This is a genomic window from Streptomyces sp. NPDC006207, assembly GCF_040613835.1.
Lineage (GTDB): Bacteria > Actinomycetota > Actinomycetes > Streptomycetales > Streptomycetaceae > Actinacidiphila.
On the sequence record NZ_JBEXSX010000011.1, the window covers coordinates 56,800 to 70,601 of the forward strand.

The 13,802-nt window shown below is 69.7% G+C and carries 21 protein-coding genes; all 21 read right to left on the bottom strand.

Translation table 11 applies throughout. From position 1 onward, the window contains the following. Nucleotides 1–61 precede the first annotated feature (61 nt). Nucleotides 62–1,498: a terminase large subunit domain-containing protein gene (locus ABZ312_RS11420; protein ID WP_500437327.1), complete on the bottom strand. Its 1,437-nt coding sequence runs from the start codon at nt 1,496–1,498 to the stop codon at nt 62–64. A 28-nt stretch (nt 1,499–1,526) separates the two neighbouring features. Beyond that, nucleotides 1,527–1,781: a hypothetical protein gene (locus tag ABZ312_RS11425; protein ID WP_500437329.1), complete on the bottom strand. Its 255-nt coding sequence runs from the start codon at nt 1,779–1,781 to the stop codon at nt 1,527–1,529. Between the two features lie 347 nt (nt 1,782–2,128). Next, complete coding sequence (locus ABZ312_RS11430; RefSeq protein ID WP_500437331.1) at nt 2,129–2,569, bottom strand: AAA family ATPase; 441 nt, start codon at nt 2,567–2,569, stop codon at nt 2,129–2,131. A 6-nt stretch (nt 2,570–2,575) separates the two neighbouring features. Further along, complete coding sequence (locus ABZ312_RS11435; protein WP_500437333.1) at nt 2,576–2,860, bottom strand: HNH endonuclease; 285 nt, start codon at nt 2,858–2,860, stop codon at nt 2,576–2,578. A 21-nt stretch (nt 2,861–2,881) separates the two neighbouring features. Further along, complete coding sequence (locus tag ABZ312_RS11440; protein WP_500437335.1) at nt 2,882–3,325, bottom strand: hypothetical protein; 444 nt, start codon at nt 3,323–3,325, stop codon at nt 2,882–2,884. 115 nt (nt 3,326–3,440) lie between these two features. Next, nucleotides 3,441–3,596 (bottom strand): hypothetical protein, encoded by a 156-nt coding sequence (locus tag ABZ312_RS11445; RefSeq protein WP_500437336.1) that lies wholly within the window; start codon nt 3,594–3,596, stop codon nt 3,441–3,443. A 92-nt stretch (nt 3,597–3,688) separates the two neighbouring features. Beyond that, nucleotides 3,689–3,943 (bottom strand): hypothetical protein, encoded by a 255-nt coding sequence (locus ABZ312_RS11450; protein ID WP_500437338.1) that lies wholly within the window; start codon nt 3,941–3,943, stop codon nt 3,689–3,691. 29 nt (nt 3,944–3,972) lie between these two features. Next, complete coding sequence (locus ABZ312_RS11455) at nt 3,973–5,169, bottom strand: hypothetical protein (RefSeq protein ID WP_500437339.1); 1,197 nt, start codon at nt 5,167–5,169, stop codon at nt 3,973–3,975. Nucleotides 5,170–5,189: 20 nt separating this feature from the next. After that, nucleotides 5,190–5,597: a phage tail fiber protein gene (locus ABZ312_RS11460; RefSeq protein ID WP_500437341.1), complete on the bottom strand. Its 408-nt coding sequence runs from the start codon at nt 5,595–5,597 to the stop codon at nt 5,190–5,192. 208 nt (nt 5,598–5,805) lie between these two features. Further along, nucleotides 5,806–5,991 (bottom strand): hypothetical protein, encoded by a 186-nt coding sequence (locus ABZ312_RS11465; protein WP_500437343.1) that lies wholly within the window; start codon nt 5,989–5,991, stop codon nt 5,806–5,808. A gap of 9 nt (nt 5,992–6,000) precedes the next feature. Then, nucleotides 6,001–6,231: a MerR family transcriptional regulator gene (locus tag ABZ312_RS11470; RefSeq protein ID WP_500437345.1), complete on the bottom strand. Its 231-nt coding sequence runs from the start codon at nt 6,229–6,231 to the stop codon at nt 6,001–6,003. Between the two features lie 136 nt (nt 6,232–6,367). Then, nucleotides 6,368–6,967 carry a GIY-YIG nuclease family protein gene (locus tag ABZ312_RS11475; protein ID WP_500437347.1) on the bottom strand — a complete coding sequence of 200 codons (600 nt, stop codon included), beginning with the start codon at nt 6,965–6,967 and terminating at the stop codon, nt 6,368–6,370. A 323-nt stretch (nt 6,968–7,290) separates the two neighbouring features. Next, the gene (locus ABZ312_RS11480) at nt 7,291–7,569 is read right to left on the bottom strand and encodes a hypothetical protein (protein WP_500437349.1); all 279 of its coding nucleotides are present in this window, start codon (nt 7,567–7,569) and stop codon (nt 7,291–7,293) included. Nucleotides 7,570–7,598: 29 nt separating this feature from the next. Beyond that, complete coding sequence (locus tag ABZ312_RS11485) at nt 7,599–8,213, bottom strand: hypothetical protein (protein WP_500437351.1); 615 nt, start codon at nt 8,211–8,213, stop codon at nt 7,599–7,601. Further along, complete coding sequence (locus ABZ312_RS11490) at nt 8,210–8,830, bottom strand: hypothetical protein (protein WP_500437353.1); 621 nt, start codon at nt 8,828–8,830, stop codon at nt 8,210–8,212. Before ABZ312_RS11490 ends, ABZ312_RS11485 begins: the two co-directional genes overlap by 4 nt. Before the next feature lie 166 nt (nt 8,831–8,996). Then, nucleotides 8,997–11,117, bottom strand: a complete 2,121-nt coding sequence (locus tag ABZ312_RS11495; protein ID WP_500437354.1) for an FtsK/SpoIIIE domain-containing protein — start codon at nt 11,115–11,117, stop codon at nt 8,997–8,999. 35 nt (nt 11,118–11,152) lie between these two features. Next, on the bottom strand, nt 11,153–12,412 hold the full coding sequence (locus tag ABZ312_RS11500; protein ID WP_500437356.1) for a hypothetical protein: 1,260 nt from the start codon (nt 12,410–12,412) through the stop codon (nt 11,153–11,155). A gap of 41 nt (nt 12,413–12,453) precedes the next feature. Next, the gene (locus ABZ312_RS11505) at nt 12,454–12,639 is read right to left on the bottom strand and encodes a hypothetical protein (RefSeq protein ID WP_500437358.1); all 186 of its coding nucleotides are present in this window, start codon (nt 12,637–12,639) and stop codon (nt 12,454–12,456) included. Between the two features lie 106 nt (nt 12,640–12,745). Beyond that, nucleotides 12,746–12,925, bottom strand: coding sequence for a hypothetical protein (locus ABZ312_RS11510; RefSeq protein ID WP_500437360.1), 180 nt, complete (start codon nt 12,923–12,925; stop codon nt 12,746–12,748). A gap of 164 nt (nt 12,926–13,089) precedes the next feature. After that, nucleotides 13,090–13,401, bottom strand: a complete 312-nt coding sequence (locus ABZ312_RS11515; RefSeq protein ID WP_500437362.1) for a hypothetical protein — start codon at nt 13,399–13,401, stop codon at nt 13,090–13,092. After that, nucleotides 13,398–13,631 carry a helix-turn-helix domain-containing protein gene (locus tag ABZ312_RS11520; protein ID WP_500437364.1) on the bottom strand — a complete coding sequence of 78 codons (234 nt, stop codon included), beginning with the start codon at nt 13,629–13,631 and terminating at the stop codon, nt 13,398–13,400. Before ABZ312_RS11520 ends, ABZ312_RS11515 begins: the two co-directional genes overlap by 4 nt. Nucleotides 13,632–13,802: the final 171 nt, after the last annotated feature.

Consider the following 13,802-nt stretch of genomic DNA (forward strand, 5'->3'; position numbering starts at 1 on the left):
ACTCCGGCCGCGCCAGCCACACGAACGGCCAGGGGCTCCTTGCTGGCCATGCGAGCCCCCTTCACCAGATGTTGTTGAGCGGATCTGAGTCTTCTTCCTCCGGCCGCGTCACCCAGCCCCAACGGGCCAGCGTCACGCCGACCAGCGGGCTGATGTCCACGGAGACGCCCCGCCGGGACCACGCCGACGCGTCACCCAGCGGCCGCAACTCCGCGCCCGCCAGGGCGGCTGACAGCGGCGCCTGATCCAGATGCACCGTCGTCTGATCCGTCACGGAGTCGATGAACTGGCCGGTGGCCTGCCCGATCTCCCGGGTCTTCGGCGCCGTCACCTCCATGTCGAGCTCGCGCTCCAAGTCGGCAATGAGCGAACCGGCCGGGCCGCCCGCATCCACCACCCACGCTGCAGGCTGCCACTTCTCGTGCAGCTCCTTGGCCCGCGCCACCACCCAGCCCGTACCGGGTCGGTGGTCGACGACCTCGACGTGCACGACCTCGCCCGACTGGCCAGCCACACAGATCGCCGCGTGCGAGCGTTCCGGCGTCGCGTCAATGGCGAACACCACCGGGTCCGCCGGACGCGACGAGCCGTCCGCCAGGGCCCGCCACGCGTCCTCACCAACCACCGACCACGTGTCCGCAGCATCCGACGGGTACGCGCCGTGACCGAGGCGCTCACGGGCGAAGACCAGCTCGCCCATCGACAGCAGCTCGTTACGGACGTGCTCCGGCGTGATGCGAATGCCCAGCGCCGGGTTCGCCCTGGCGTGAGACCGCGGGTCGTCGATGTCGTCGTGGTCCGTACAGTCCGGGCGGCACTCGTCCGCGTGCGGGCTGATCGACCACTCGAAGTACGCCAGGCTGGGATCTGGCTCCCCGGATTCCGCAGCAGCCAGCGCACGGCGCCTCAACCGGCCAAGCTGCGCCGACGGAGACCCGATACCAGCAGACCCGAGGTACCAGATCTGCGGGTTCGGAACCGCGGCCATCGTCGGCATCAGCGCGCCCATAGCCTCGTCACCGAGGATCATCGCCTCGTCGAGGATGTTGCAGTCCCCGGTGAAGCCACGACCCGAGCCGCCCGAGCGGGCAAGGAAACGAAGGCGCTGCCCGCCAATCAGCTCGATCGCTTCCTCACCCGTCGTCCGCCGCACCCGGGCCACGCGCTTCCGCAGCTGGTCGCAGTTCACGATGAGCGACTCAATCCTGCGGAACGCTTCGATGCTGGTCTTGAACTCATGGGCGCTGTGCAGGATCAGCTTCTCGCCCAGCAAGAACAGCCCGGCGAGCTCGCGGGCCTCGATGATGCCGCCCTTACCGTTCTGGCGCGGGACGTTAACGACGCACTCGAACGCCGCCCACTTCCCGTCGCCCCGCTCCCGCAGACCCTGGTCGAGGACGAGCTGCTGCCACGGGTCGAGCCGCAGACCCGCTATCGCAGCGAGCTCGGCGGCTTCCTGACCTGACGAGGACAAGAACACCGGCGGTACGGTCGTCACCCGCGGGGTTTGGCAGCCGAGCAGAACGTCACCCGGTGCGGCGGGCCTCTCGCTTACGACGGAGCTCATCGAGTGCGTCCCCCTCCTCGCCCACCGGGGCCAGCTTCCGCACGTCCGCCATCACCGCGCGCAGCTCACGCGCGACCACCGCGGCTGCCGTTGGGGCGTCGGTGCCGTCCATCTGCCGGGCAAGATCGATCGCAACGGCGACCAGACCCGGCGCAGCCTGCTCCGCGCGCAGCGAATCGATCTCCGCGCGGATCGCGTCCTCAACCCCCGGCATGCGGCACCCCCGACCCGCTCGCTAAATCAGATCTGCGTCCAGATGCGAAATAGGGAAGGTGACACACGGTGACGTCACAGAGAGTGACGCCACTAAAATGAATCTGCGTCCAGATGGGTCAAGATCGCCTTTCAAATTGATCACGCAAAAAATCGGGCGAGAAGGGCGTTTGGGTCGCCCGCTCCTCCACTCAAAGAAGGGTCAGCCGGCCCCGGGCCGATCATGGTTCGCCCTGGTCGCGCACCCCCGGCCACCCGTTCGAGGTCGCCCAGCGTGGCCCGTCGGCATCGGCCGGCCACCGCATCACGCGAAGCAACCCGCCATGGGTGATCGTGAACCCCGGCTCGTCACCACGACCGGGACGCCTGGGGCATCACATCGCGTGACGACCACCGCCTGCGCTGCTGGTACCAGCGCGTGACGACGGCCTCCATGCCGGACTGTCGCATGTCCTTGACTCGCTGCTCGACGATGGCCCGACCAGGGTCGACGACCACGATGCGGGCACCGAGCCGCTTGTACTGAGCCATGGCCTTAGCCTGCGGCATCGTGTGGATCAGGTACACGTCAGTGGTATCGAGGTGCTTGAACGCCTCGTACATCGCTGCCTGCCGGGCCCGGTGAACGACCTTCAGCAGCGTGTCGCTGTGGCTGTGGTGGTCAGCACCTGGGCCGGCCATGGCCAGCGCCATCAGGTCCAGGTCGATGACGACGTCGACGGCCTTGGCGTGGGCCCGGATCCAACTGGACTTGCCTGCGGCTGGCGGCCCAGTGACGACGTACAGCACCGGACGTCACCACCTGCGGGACGCTACGGCTGGCGCCATGGTGAGCTTGTTGCCCCTCGCCGAGTTGCACCGGCGGTGCGCGCTGCGGGCGTTGGCGGGATCAAGCAGGTCGCCACCCCGCGAGAGCGGGATGGCGTGGTCCAGCGTGAAGGCGGCCGGGTGCTTGCCGGCCTCGGGCCCGGTGATCCAGTAGGCGATCTCTTCGCCGCACAGCCAGCACGGCAGGCCCATGGCCCGCTGGTCGGCGCACAGCTGGCGGTAGGGGCGCCCGTTTCGGGGGTTGCCAGCCACGGGCGCCACCTCCCGCTGGGGTCAGCCTTGGTTCATGAGGTCGTCGGTGACCTGGTCGATGGCCTGTTGCAGCTCGTCGGGGCTCATGTAGCCGCAGGCATCCTGGCCTGCCGTGGCGTCGAGGCTGCTGGAGTCGTCCTGCAGTTCGCTTTCGATCCAGGCCCGGCAGTCCCCGGTGATGGCCAGGGCGCCGCTGGAGACGCTGGGTAGGGCACTCTCCATGGCCTTGCCGAGCTGTTCCTCGGTCACCTCGCCGACGATGCGCTCCAACGTCTTGTTGTCGACGCCTTCACACTCAGCGGGCCGGCTGCCTTCCTCGGCCTTGTCGCCGGCCTTGACGGCGGTGTCGAGCTGCTTGGCCATGGCGGCCTTGCAGGCTGCAACGTCGGGCTCGCTGCCGCCGCTGCATGCGGTAAGCGGGGCGAGGAGCAGGGCCGCGGTGACGGCGGCGGTACGGATTCGCATGGTCCCCCCAGGACGGTCTGTGCGCGTCCGGCCAGTGTGGGGCGGCTGATGCGTGTTGGGCAGTGCTTGTTCCGCTTGTGGCTGGTCTGTGACCGTTCAGTGACCGCCTTGGGGCTTACACGCTCTGCGCGGCGTGCACGAGCGCGGGAATGACATATGCGGCGAACGCGGCCGCGAGGAAGCGAACGCGGTCGAACGGCGGGCTGTTGGGGGCGAGGACTGCGATGGCGGCGAGGATGAGGGCGGCGAGGTAGCAGATCAGCTCGAGCATGCCTTCTCCTTGGGTGGTGGTGGCCCGCCGGCAACCCCTACCGGCGGGCCGTTCGCGCCGCCGGGGGGAAGTCGCGGCGCGGCTTGGGGAGGTCAGATGATGCTCAGGGCACCGGACTGGCGGACGATGTTCTCGGGGCCAGCAGGATCGACAGCGACCCACACCCGGTAGTCGCCGCGGGTGAGGGCGATCGCGCCGCCGTCCGGCCCGATGAGGAGCCTTGCGACGTCGTCGACCCACTCGGCGGTCTGCCACTCCGATTCGGACGGGTTCTCGGCGTGCGCCACGATGGCGATACGTACTGGTGCCCCGGTCAGGTCCACTCCGGCGGGTGCAGTGATGGGCACGTGCAGGTACTCCGTGGACGAGCTGGGGATCACCACAGGGCGTCTACCTCCCAGTCGCTGGCGTGGGGTGCTTGCGCGGCCCAGGTGGGCCCGTATGGCTCCCCGACCATCCATGTGGCGTAGGGGGCGCCGACGGAGACGTCAACGTCATCGTCCGTTGAGGTCGTCGTCCCGCTGGCCGTGAGGGTGGCCGTGGCGGCGAGTTGCGCGGTGCTGGTGCTAGCCGTGGCCCCTGCCGCGGTAAGGGCGGCTGTGGCCGTGAGGGTGGCGGTTCCGGGCGGCGTGCCGGTCGTCCCGTCGGCAGTCAGGACGGCTACGGCGGTGAGGGCCGCTGCTCCGTCGTGGGCGACGAGGCCCTGCGCGGTGAGGGCGGCGGTGGCGGCCAGGCCCGCAACAGCGATGGCTGCACGCTGGCCGATCGCGGTGAGGGTCGCGGTGGCCGCGAGGGCGGTGTTGCCGACTGCAGTGGTCTGCCCGGACGCGGCCAGGGACGCCGTCGCGGCGAGGCTCGCTGTCCCGGTCGTGGCCCGGGTGCCGTCGGCCGTAAGGCCAGCCGTGGGCGCGAGGGCCGCACTGCCCGTGGTGGCGCGCAGCCCTGACGTGGACAGGGAGGCGGTCGCGGTGAGCGCAGCGGCGCCCGCAGTAGCCCGGAGGCCGCTGGCCGCCAGTGTGGCGGTGCCCGAGAGTGCCGCATCGCCCGTGGCACCGCTGGTGACGTCCGCAGCGGAGAAGTCGTCGAATCTGATCGTGCCGGGCGTGTCCGAGCGGAGGCCAACGCTCGTGCCGGTCGTGACGGCCGTGTCGGTGACCGAGACGCGCTGGACGCCGTTGACGTAGCCCTTGATCGTCGATCCGACGGCCTGAACCTTCGCCACGTCGCCCGACACGGCCGCCCCGGCAAAGGAGCCGATGCTGGTGAAGGAGCCGCCGACGTTGCTGAACAAGTTCCAGCTCGACCCGTCGTTGCGCCACAGGTAGCCGCTGGTGAAGGTGCTGTTGCCTCGGCACCACACGCCCTGGCTCGCTGCCGCGGCAACGGCGATGGTGACCTGCGCGGAGTGGTCGGAGCTGTCCATCGCCGTCGCGGCGCGCAGCACGACGGTCCCGGTCGAGACACCCGGGCTGAGCCTGCTGGAGGCGATCGACCAGTCGCCCGTGACCTCCACCCACCCGGCGCCCAAGCTGCTGCTGTCGGCCCTGTTGAAGTCGTCGGTGAAGGTCGCCATGGCCCCTCCCCGTCAGGGGATCACGCAGACTGCGGTGTTAGCGCAGCCGTGAGCGTGGACAGCGTGAAGGAGTCAGAGGACGCCCAGGCGCGCGACGCGGTCAGCGCCACTGTGAACAGCAGCGTCCCGGACGTAGAGGCGGTCCACACGGAGATGTGGGTGAGCGTCTCCGACGTGCCGCCGTTCGTCCACGCCGAAGGCGGCGTGCCCAGCGACAGGGCCGACCCCGACGACGACGAGGAGAACACGAACGAGTTGCGGGTCGTGGAGCCCACGCTGACGTTGGCGGTGCCTGCCGCACCGGGATCCCCCGTGTGCAACTGAACGAAAGTGCCGGCGACCGCGCTGTACGCCGCGCCGCCGTTGCCGGTGGTGCGGAGCGTGTTCAGCCAGCCCGACACGGTGGCGGGGGCGAGTCCTGCGGTCACTGCTCGACCTCCTCGGTCTCAGCCTCGGGCTCGGGCTGGGCCGGGGTGACCTCGCCGGACGCTTCGATGGTCAGTGCGAACGCGTGCTCTTCCGCCACGGCGCGGCCTCCTCAGGTTGTGACCCGCTGCCCGGCCCTGGAGACACCGGGCAGCGGGAGAGAACGCCTCGCGGCGGGAGCGGTCGGCTCAGAACCAGCCGCGAGGACAACTAGGCGGCGGCCGTACCGCGTATGGCCGACAGTCCGAGGCGGGCGAGCGAGCGCCAGACGGGCAGATGCTCGTCGGTGGCGCCCCCAAGGTCGATCGCGCACTTGGCTGCCTCACGGATCTCGGCGAGCTCGGCGTCGGTCAGCTTCAGAGTGTGGGTGATGACCTGCTCTGTGGAGAAGTCCACGACGCCTCCTCAGGCGGCCTTGCGGGGCCGGCCGTGGCGAACCTGCGCTGCCCGTTCGACGGTGGGCAGGTGGTAGAGCGGTTCGCCCCCTGCGATGGGCATGGGCTCGATCTTCTGTCGATGGACCCAGACGCGGATGGTGGCGGGCTTCACGCCGGCTGCTCGGGCGGCTTGCCAGATGTTGCCGAGGTGATCGCGGTTGTCAACGTCGATCACCCGCGGGTTGGGGAAGTCGACCATTGCACCTCCCCCGGATACGCAAAGACCCCCGCCGGAAGTTCACAGCGGGGGTCTCGGTGGCTTGTGAGTTGCGTGTTCCATTGAACGATTTGGAGATTACAGTTTTGTCAAGCCCTTCGCAAGCAGGACTCACAGGTCACCCGCGCTGGAAGAAGTCCTGTCCGTCTGGGACGACTGAGGCTGTCCACGTGGGGACGCCGTGCTCTTCTCGTAGCGCCAGGATGTGATCCTGCAGGGCCTTTCCGGGGTGGAAGTACTCTCCGTTGGCCCGGAGGTCGGCGAACTGCCGGTGTAGTTCGCGTTCCAAAATCTCCCCGCCAGGCGTAAGGGCCAGCACCTCGTTAGGTCGCAGGGTGGTGAAGCGGGTATCGAGCGCCATGCTCGTCCCGATCTTGATCAGGTGCCCGATCCGCACGTAGTAGATCCAGCACTGCCGGTCCCCTGCTTCGCGCGGGCCCTTCTTCCACCGCGGCACATCGCCAGGCGCCACAGGCTCTTCCTTCAGAGCCTCGCTGTAATGCCACTGCCCCAGCTTGGTGGCGATCTCGATGGCACGGTCGTCTATCTCGACGCCGGCCTGCTCCATCTTGTGAATGGTGATCAGGATGTGCGTGCGAGCCGGATCGTCCCGATCGACACGCGACGAGTAGGGGATCCGGTCTCCGCTGTTCCCGCCTATCCCTCTGGGGCGGTACGGGTTCCGAACGAGAGCTTCGGTCCTGCCATGCTTGGCCACGTCGATCTCCTATTTAGATCGGCCAGGCCCCGGGACGGTTACCGCCGTCGCCGGGGTCAACGTTGAATTGTCTCAGCCGCCACGGACAACGGGCTGCGGTCGCTGTCGCCGTTCCGTCACACTGCGTCTATGGGCGTGGTGGTGACGGTGCAGGCGGACACGGAGGCTGAGTGTGCTGTGTTGATCGCCCGCGCCTGCGAACTTCTGAACCTGCGGCCATCGCTCGGCCCGCTCCACACGGCGGCCACCGGCCGGTGGATGGCCCGCGCTACCGTGAACGACGCGGCCCCCGCCGATTCCCGCGGCGGGGGCCGTCCTGTGCCTCAGGGCTTGCAGCCCGGGTAGGCCTCGCCGATGCCGCACTCGCGGTAGGTCGGCTTGGACACTTCGAAGCGGTGCGTGACGCCCCTGCTGTCGCGGGTGGTGAGCCACAGTCGGGCCTTGCAGTGGCCGGTGCAGTCCCACCGCTTGAACTCGCGGGCGGTGACGGTCCCGGACGGGCCGACGGCCTCCGGGTTGCAGGTGCCAGCGGTGAGGGCGATGACGGCGGCGGGTATGGCGAGGACGGCGAGGGTCCTGCGGGTTTGGGTGGTCCTGGGCATGGCGTTCTCCTTGGCTTGAGGGTTGAGGGTCAGGCGGCTTCGCCGGTGCCGGAGCAGACGGAGCAGTCGATCCAGCCGTCGCCGTAGAGCCGGGATTCGATCTCGAAGCCTTTGGCGCCTTCGCAGGCGAGGCAGGGGTCTTCGATGGGCTGTTCGTCCCAGCCTCCGGCTTGGGCTTCCCATGCGGTGGTGAGGGCTACGGCGCTGGCGGCTCCGGCGGCCTTCTTGACGGGCTTGACGACGGCGTTGCGGGCGCCGCGGCGGACGGCCCGCTTGGCCCGGGTCTTCTGCTTGCGGAGGGCGGGCTTGGCGATGCGCCGCCAGTAGATCCCGCCGATCTGCTTCACGTCGGCGAGGGTGACCTCGGGGACGAGGATCCCTTCGAGGACGACGCTGCTGATGACGATCCGGAAGGTGTCGTCATCGTTGGCGGTCTTCCGTCCGCTGCTGCTCTTGAGGATCTGGTCGACGACCCGGTTGGTGATGATCGGGTCTTCCCAGGTGCAGCCGACGAGGCAGTTGAAGGTGGCGGGCCAGCCGGGGATGGGGCCGGCGGTGTCGAGGGTGTAGGAGGCCATGTCGCATTCGGGGCACCGGTAGGGCTGCCCGTTGAGCGTCATGGCCTGGATCTTCAGGGTGGTCACTGGCCGACCTGCTCGCTGTCGCCGAGGAGGATCTTGGAGGCGGCGTCGATGCCGGCGAGGTCGGGGTGGACGTTGAGCATCTGCCGGTGCGCGTGGGCGGCCAGGAGCTGGGCGGCGTAGGCGGCGTCCTTGGTGGTCTCGGCGACTCGCTCGGCGGTCTTGCCGCGCAACGCTTCGATCTGGATGCCGTGCCGGTGGTCCTCACGGGTCTTCTCCATGGCCCGCTGGTGGTCGAGTTCGGCCCGGAGGTCGTCGCGCCAGTAGCGGGAGCACACGGCGTACACGGCGATGGTGGCGAGGAGCCACAGCAGGATGGGGAGGGCCAGGCCGTCGCTGTAGGCGGCGACTCCGGCGGTCGCGAACGCCCCCGCCCCCGCAAAGGACAGGGCGGTGATGGTGGGGTTGGAGTTCTCGCCCCCGGCGGAGGCGATGCCGAAGCCGGCGGATCCGACGGCGAACGCGCCCATGAGGATGGCGGCGCCGATCGAGTGTTCGGCTCCGTCGGCGTTCCAGGCTCGGGCGGCGATGAGGACGGTCGTGGTGGTGATGGCGGGCGCGACGCGGGGCGTCCAGTGGCGGATCCCGCTGGTGCGGGCGAGCGGCTCCATGATGGTCATCTCCGGGGTGACTGGGGTTGGACCGGGCTTGGGAACGTGCAGGTCAGGCCGTGGACGGAGGCTGGACAGCGGGGTGTCGGGGCGGGGCTTGGACAGGTCGGCTGTCCAGGGTGTGTCCAGCGCGTGACCTGCGGTTTTGTGGCTGCTGTCCAGCCTCAGCCATGGGTCATTTCAGGGCATTGCGGGCGTCGGTGATGTCACTGAGGGTGTAGCCGTTGGGCCGCGTCCCGTCGACCTCGGGGAGCCGCTTCGGCTCGAGGACGGCGCCCTTGGCGACGATCTCGGCCTTGATGGCCTTGCCGACGCGGGTCGCCCACGCCGTGTCGATCTCGCCGTCCTTCCGCCCGTACCGGCGGGGGTCGATCGCGGCGAAGCCTTCGCAGACTTCGGCGTTGGTGACGTTGCCGCGGCCGGTGGCCTTGGCCAGGCCCTCCAGGCGCTCCAGGACGTCGCCCGGCAGGATGCGGCCGTTGCCGCGCTCCCCGCCTGCTGCTGAGGACACGCCGGTCCACGAGGCGAGGAGGGACTCGATCGGGTCGAGGAACTGCCCCGGCAGCCGACCGGCAGCCTCACGGATGCGGTACGCCTCCTCGGCGACCTGCCGCTTCTCGTCGGGCTTCACGAGGTAGGAGCGGGCCTCGATCACGCCGGTCTCGGGGGTGGCGAGGAAGTGCCGACCGGGCTGGTTGATCGGAATACGGGAGGCGTCGTAGCCCTGTCCGGCCATGCCGTCGCCGAGGATTGTGTTGGATGCCTGCGCCGACTCGGTGTTCATGGCGGCCCGCCCGACGTGGTTCTGGCGGAGCCGGCCGCGAACGACGTCAACCTCGGGAACCTGCGTGAGGCTGATCAGGATGATGCCGAGGGCGGCGCCGACAGCGGCGATCTGCGACAGGTTCTCGGTGATCTCGTCGGCCCAGGGGCTGGTGCCCTTGGGGGTGTAGGTGGCGAGTTCGTCGACGACGATGAGCTCGCGTCCACCGAGGAGCCGCATGGCCTCCTCGTAGTTGTCGTCGTCGATCTTCTCCCAGCCGTACTCGTCGAGGAGGTCGGAGCGGCGGTCCATCTCCTGCACGACGGCGCGCAGGAACATGGCGAGCCGTTCCGCGTTCCTCTTGACGAACGTAGCGAGCAGGGGCGCGAACGGGTTGTGCTCGGCGGTGCCCTTGCCGTCGAAGACCCGCACGTTGACCCACGGGTCCTTCGCCACGCCGATGAGGATGTTGGCGAGGAGCATGCCCTTGCCGCGGCGGGTGGCGCCCCCGGCGAGGAGGCTGGTGTCACGGATGTACAGGTCGATGGGGTTGCCGCGCTTGCCGAACGAGGGGGTCACACCGTCTCGCCACGTGTCGATCTTGCCCTTGTGGTCGAGGATCGGGGAGCGGCGGACCACGTTGAACGGGTCCTCGCTGGACACCCACACCTTCAGGCGGGACTCGCTGCTGCCGGGGCTGCGGTCAATGTCGAGGTCCATCCAGTCGACGTGGACACCGATCGCGGACGCAACCTGCTGCTTCTTCGCGAGGGCGGCGGAGGCCGGGATGCCCGAGGGTAGGTCAACGATGGTGGCGGTGCCGGGCCCGTCACTGTGCGGTATCCCCACGCCACGGATCTCCTCCGCGCGCTTCTCGGGCACGACGCCAGCCTCGACGAGGACACGCCGCATGGTGTCCTCGCCCAGCTGCGACGGGCGACGCGGCGCCTTCACCTCAGGCTTTGCGGGCGTCTCCGGCCGGCCGTGCCACGCGCCGACAGCGGTGAACGCGACAGCCAGAAGGATCTGCACCCACAGTCCGCCCATGAAGACCGTGCCGGCGACGGCACCAGCCGTGACGACGGGCACGCCGATACCGGCCCAGATGGCAGTCTTCTTCAGGTGCTTGCGCTTGTGCAGCTTGTACTCAGCGCGGTGGTGGTCCTTCAGCGCCTTGGCCTTCATCTCCTTGCCCGGGTTCCCGTTGGCCTCCTTGATGGCGGCGCGGGCCGAGGCGATCAGCTGCGGGTAGTCCTCACGGTGGGCGGCGATCCAGCGTCGGCCGAGGTTGCGGTAGCCGCGCACGGACCAGCCCATGTAGTAGGGGGCGTGGGTGACGTGGTGGATGGCCCAGTCGAGGGCGTTGGCCCGGTGGTAGTCGGCGTGCTGCTTCAGGGCGGTGCCCGACTGCATCCAGGCGGGGCGCGGGCGGGGCACCCGCTCCTCGCGTACCGGCTCGGTCTCGTCCTTGACGAGGCTGAGCGCGGGCCGCGACTCGGGGTCCGGCAGGGGCGGAACGGCGGTCTCAGTCATGGCGGGTTCAGTCCTTCTCGGCGGGGGCGGCGGGGTCAGTTCTCGCGCTCGGCACGGACGGCGTCGCGGAGCCGGATGAGGTACTCGTTGCGGCCTCCGCCGACGGCGGTCTTCACGTTGGAGACGCTGAGCTTTGCGGCGTCTCCGAGTCCGTCGGCGAGGCGGCGGACGGCGTCGAGGTCGGCCTCGTCGAGGGGCTTCAGCGGGGCCTTGGTGGCGCGGCCTCGAATGCCGCGCTTCCCTTTACCCCCAAGGGCTGTACGGCCCTGAGAGGTGCCGCGGGGAAGGCGTCGGGCGTTTGAGTCTCCGCCGCCGTCCGGGTCACCGTGCGGGGCTCCTGCGGTGGCTCCGCCGGGGTTTCCGTCATCGCCCCAACCGGGCCCGAAGACGTCCTCCAGGAAGCGGTCTATGGCGTCGGCTTCCGGGGTGGCGTCGGGGCCCGCGACGGCCTTCGCCATGCGCGCCCGGGACGCCGTGGCCATCTGCTCCAGGCTCGCCGTCACGCCCCGCTTGTGGGTGCCGTTGACGATGAACCACGCCTGGCTGAAGGCGTCCTCTTCCGAGAGGGTGCCGAAGGGTGCGGCAGAGATCAGCCGGTCGGCGATCCTCTGCACGTCCTTCCAGTCGCTGCGGCGCTGCTTGTCGTGCTTCCGGCGCGCCTTGGCCTCCTTACGGCCGGCACCGGACCGGGTCGCGGTGGACATCGCCATGACCCACTGGCGGATCTCGGCGAACATCGGGCCGCCGAGGGTGACGCCGGCCAGGCCCCACGCCGCGGCAGGCGCGATGCTGGCGCCGTACTCGTAGTTGATGTGGGCTGCGTATCCGGCGGCCGTCACGGTCAGGACCCGCAATATCCAGCGGACCCAGCCGGGCAGCCCCTTGGCGTCGGCGTACCGGACGCCGGCGAACGCGACCCAGGCCCCGCCCTCGATCGCGATCGGGACGGTGAGCATCATCGGGCTGATGGCCACGAAGTGGATGAACTGTGCGGGCAGGGACGCCAGCACGGAGGCGGTGACCAGGGCGGTGGTGCCGCGGCCGTAGGCGTTGGCGGGCTCGGTGATGCTGGCCCAGGTGGCGGCGCGCTCCTTGCGCCGGTTGGCGCGGTCCTTACGGCGCTGCAGCTGCTCGGCGCGCGCTTCGGCCTTGTCGGCGAGCCGGTTCTGCCGGCGCCGCTCGTCCTCTATCTGCCGCTGCCGTGCGATGCGCTCGGCGCGGGCGTCGTCGTCCTTGCGCTGCTGCTCGCGCTCGGCCGCACTGTTGAGCCGGCGCTCTTCGCTCCAGCTGCTCATCGGTTCGTTCCCTTCGTGAAGTGAGGCGCCGGTCGGTGGGTCTACTTGGCGTGCTGGTGGCTGCGGTGCCCGATGAGGTGGGCTCCGGCAACCAGGGCGATGGCGAGCTGGCCGACCGTGCTCGTCACGACCGCCACAGCGACGGTGACGAGGGCGGCGAGGATCACCGGGTAGCTGAGGGCGAGCGCCACCAGCGCGACGATCAGAACAAGGGCGCACTTCGGCATGACGGTCCTTCCATCGGTCGAGGCGGGGTGTCTGGTCGGATCTCCGGCCGTCAGGGGGTGCAGGGTCCTGACGCCCGGGCTACCAGCCGGCAGCGAGCTGGATCGGTCAGAAGCCGTCGCCGTTCTCGCGAACCTCGCGGGCGCTCAGGATCCGGTCGTCCGGGGCGGTGGTGCACCAGTAGACGGGCTCGGCGTTGCCCTTCGGGTCGAAGGCCTCGGTCTGCCGCCAGACGTCGCCGTTGGCGTCGGTGAGGCGGGTCGGGGTGTTGTTGTCGTTGCGGCCCATGGCGGGCTCCCTTCGGGTTGGGGTGGTGGTGCGTGGGGTGGTGCGCCGGGCCGCGGGTGGGGGTGGTCGCCGCGGCCCGGCAGCTAGTCGTCGTCCTGGGGCTTGATCGGGTCCTCGTCGCGTTGCCCGCACCAGTCGCAGGCCGTGAACATCGGACTCGGCTCTCAGGCCGCGGCCTGGAACCGACGCGTCGCCGAGTGCAGCTGGATCACGTCGGCCGACTTCGGCGGCGGGGGCGGGATCGGCGGGATCGACGGGTTGTCCTCCGCCCCGCCGTGCGCCAGGTACAGGGCGATGTCGGCGGCGATCTCCTCCGCCTCCCAGCGGGCGATGACGCCGATCGTCCGGTCCAGCAGCTCGACCAGCTCGGGCTCCGGCGGCACGTCGTGGACGACGCGGACGTGCGAGGCCAGGTCGTGGGCGCGCTCGTCGGCGGCGGACAGCAGGTACGGGGGCGGGGTCAGGGCGGTGGTCACGATGCGATCTCCTCGGTGGGGTGGGGGGTGCCGGTCAGGAAGGCGGTGACGGCGCTTTGGGGGATGCGGATGGCTCCGCCTCGCCGCGTGTCCTCGACGGGTCGGGGCTGGCCGTAGCGGATCGCCGGCAGCTCGCCGTTGGCGATCCAGCGGTAGATCGTCGGCTTGGAGACGCGCAGCGCTGCCGCGGCCTCCCCCACGGTCAGCAGGTTCTTGCTGGCAGGCAGCATTAAGCGCTCCAATCCAGGAGTGGCGGTCTGACTTCTCTACTGTAGGTGGTTTCTTGAGAAGTGCCAACCGTCTCGCATGCACTGATGCCTACAGAGAGCTCCGACGCCTGCCGTGGCCAGGGCTTATCGTTGGGGGAATTGCTGGATGCCTCAAGAGATGTCGCGCACTGG

Coding starts and splice junctions, on each gene's coding strand:
- ABZ312_RS11480 (WP_500437349.1), bottom strand. CDS start 7,569: ATGCCCAGGACCACCCAAACCCGCAGGACCCTCGCCGTCCTCGCCATA.
- ABZ312_RS11455 (WP_500437339.1), bottom strand. CDS start 5,169: ATGGCGACCTTCACCGACGACTTCAACAGGGCCGACAGCAGCAGCTTG.
- ABZ312_RS11440 (WP_500437335.1), bottom strand. CDS start 3,325: ATGCGAATCCGTACCGCCGCCGTCACCGCGGCCCTGCTCCTCGCCCCG.
- ABZ312_RS11495 (WP_500437354.1), bottom strand. CDS start 11,117: ATGACTGAGACCGCCGTTCCGCCCCTGCCGGACCCCGAGTCGCGGCCC.
- ABZ312_RS11505 (WP_500437358.1), bottom strand. CDS start 12,639: ATGCCGAAGTGCGCCCTTGTTCTGATCGTCGCGCTGGTGGCGCTCGCC.
- ABZ312_RS11445 (WP_500437336.1), bottom strand. CDS start 3,596: ATGCTCGAGCTGATCTGCTACCTCGCCGCCCTCATCCTCGCCGCCATC.
- ABZ312_RS11470 (WP_500437345.1), bottom strand. CDS start 6,231: ATGGTCGACTTCCCCAACCCGCGGGTGATCGACGTTGACAACCGCGAT.
- ABZ312_RS11520 (WP_500437364.1), bottom strand. CDS start 13,631: ATGCTGCCTGCCAGCAAGAACCTGCTGACCGTGGGGGAGGCCGCGGCA.
- ABZ312_RS11500 (WP_500437356.1), bottom strand. CDS start 12,412: ATGAGCAGCTGGAGCGAAGAGCGCCGGCTCAACAGTGCGGCCGAGCGC.
- ABZ312_RS11425 (WP_500437329.1), bottom strand. CDS start 1,781: ATGCCGGGGGTTGAGGACGCGATCCGCGCGGAGATCGATTCGCTGCGC.
- ABZ312_RS11490 (WP_500437353.1), bottom strand. CDS start 8,830: ATGACCATCATGGAGCCGCTCGCCCGCACCAGCGGGATCCGCCACTGG.
- ABZ312_RS11510 (WP_500437360.1), bottom strand. CDS start 12,925: ATGGGCCGCAACGACAACAACACCCCGACCCGCCTCACCGACGCCAAC.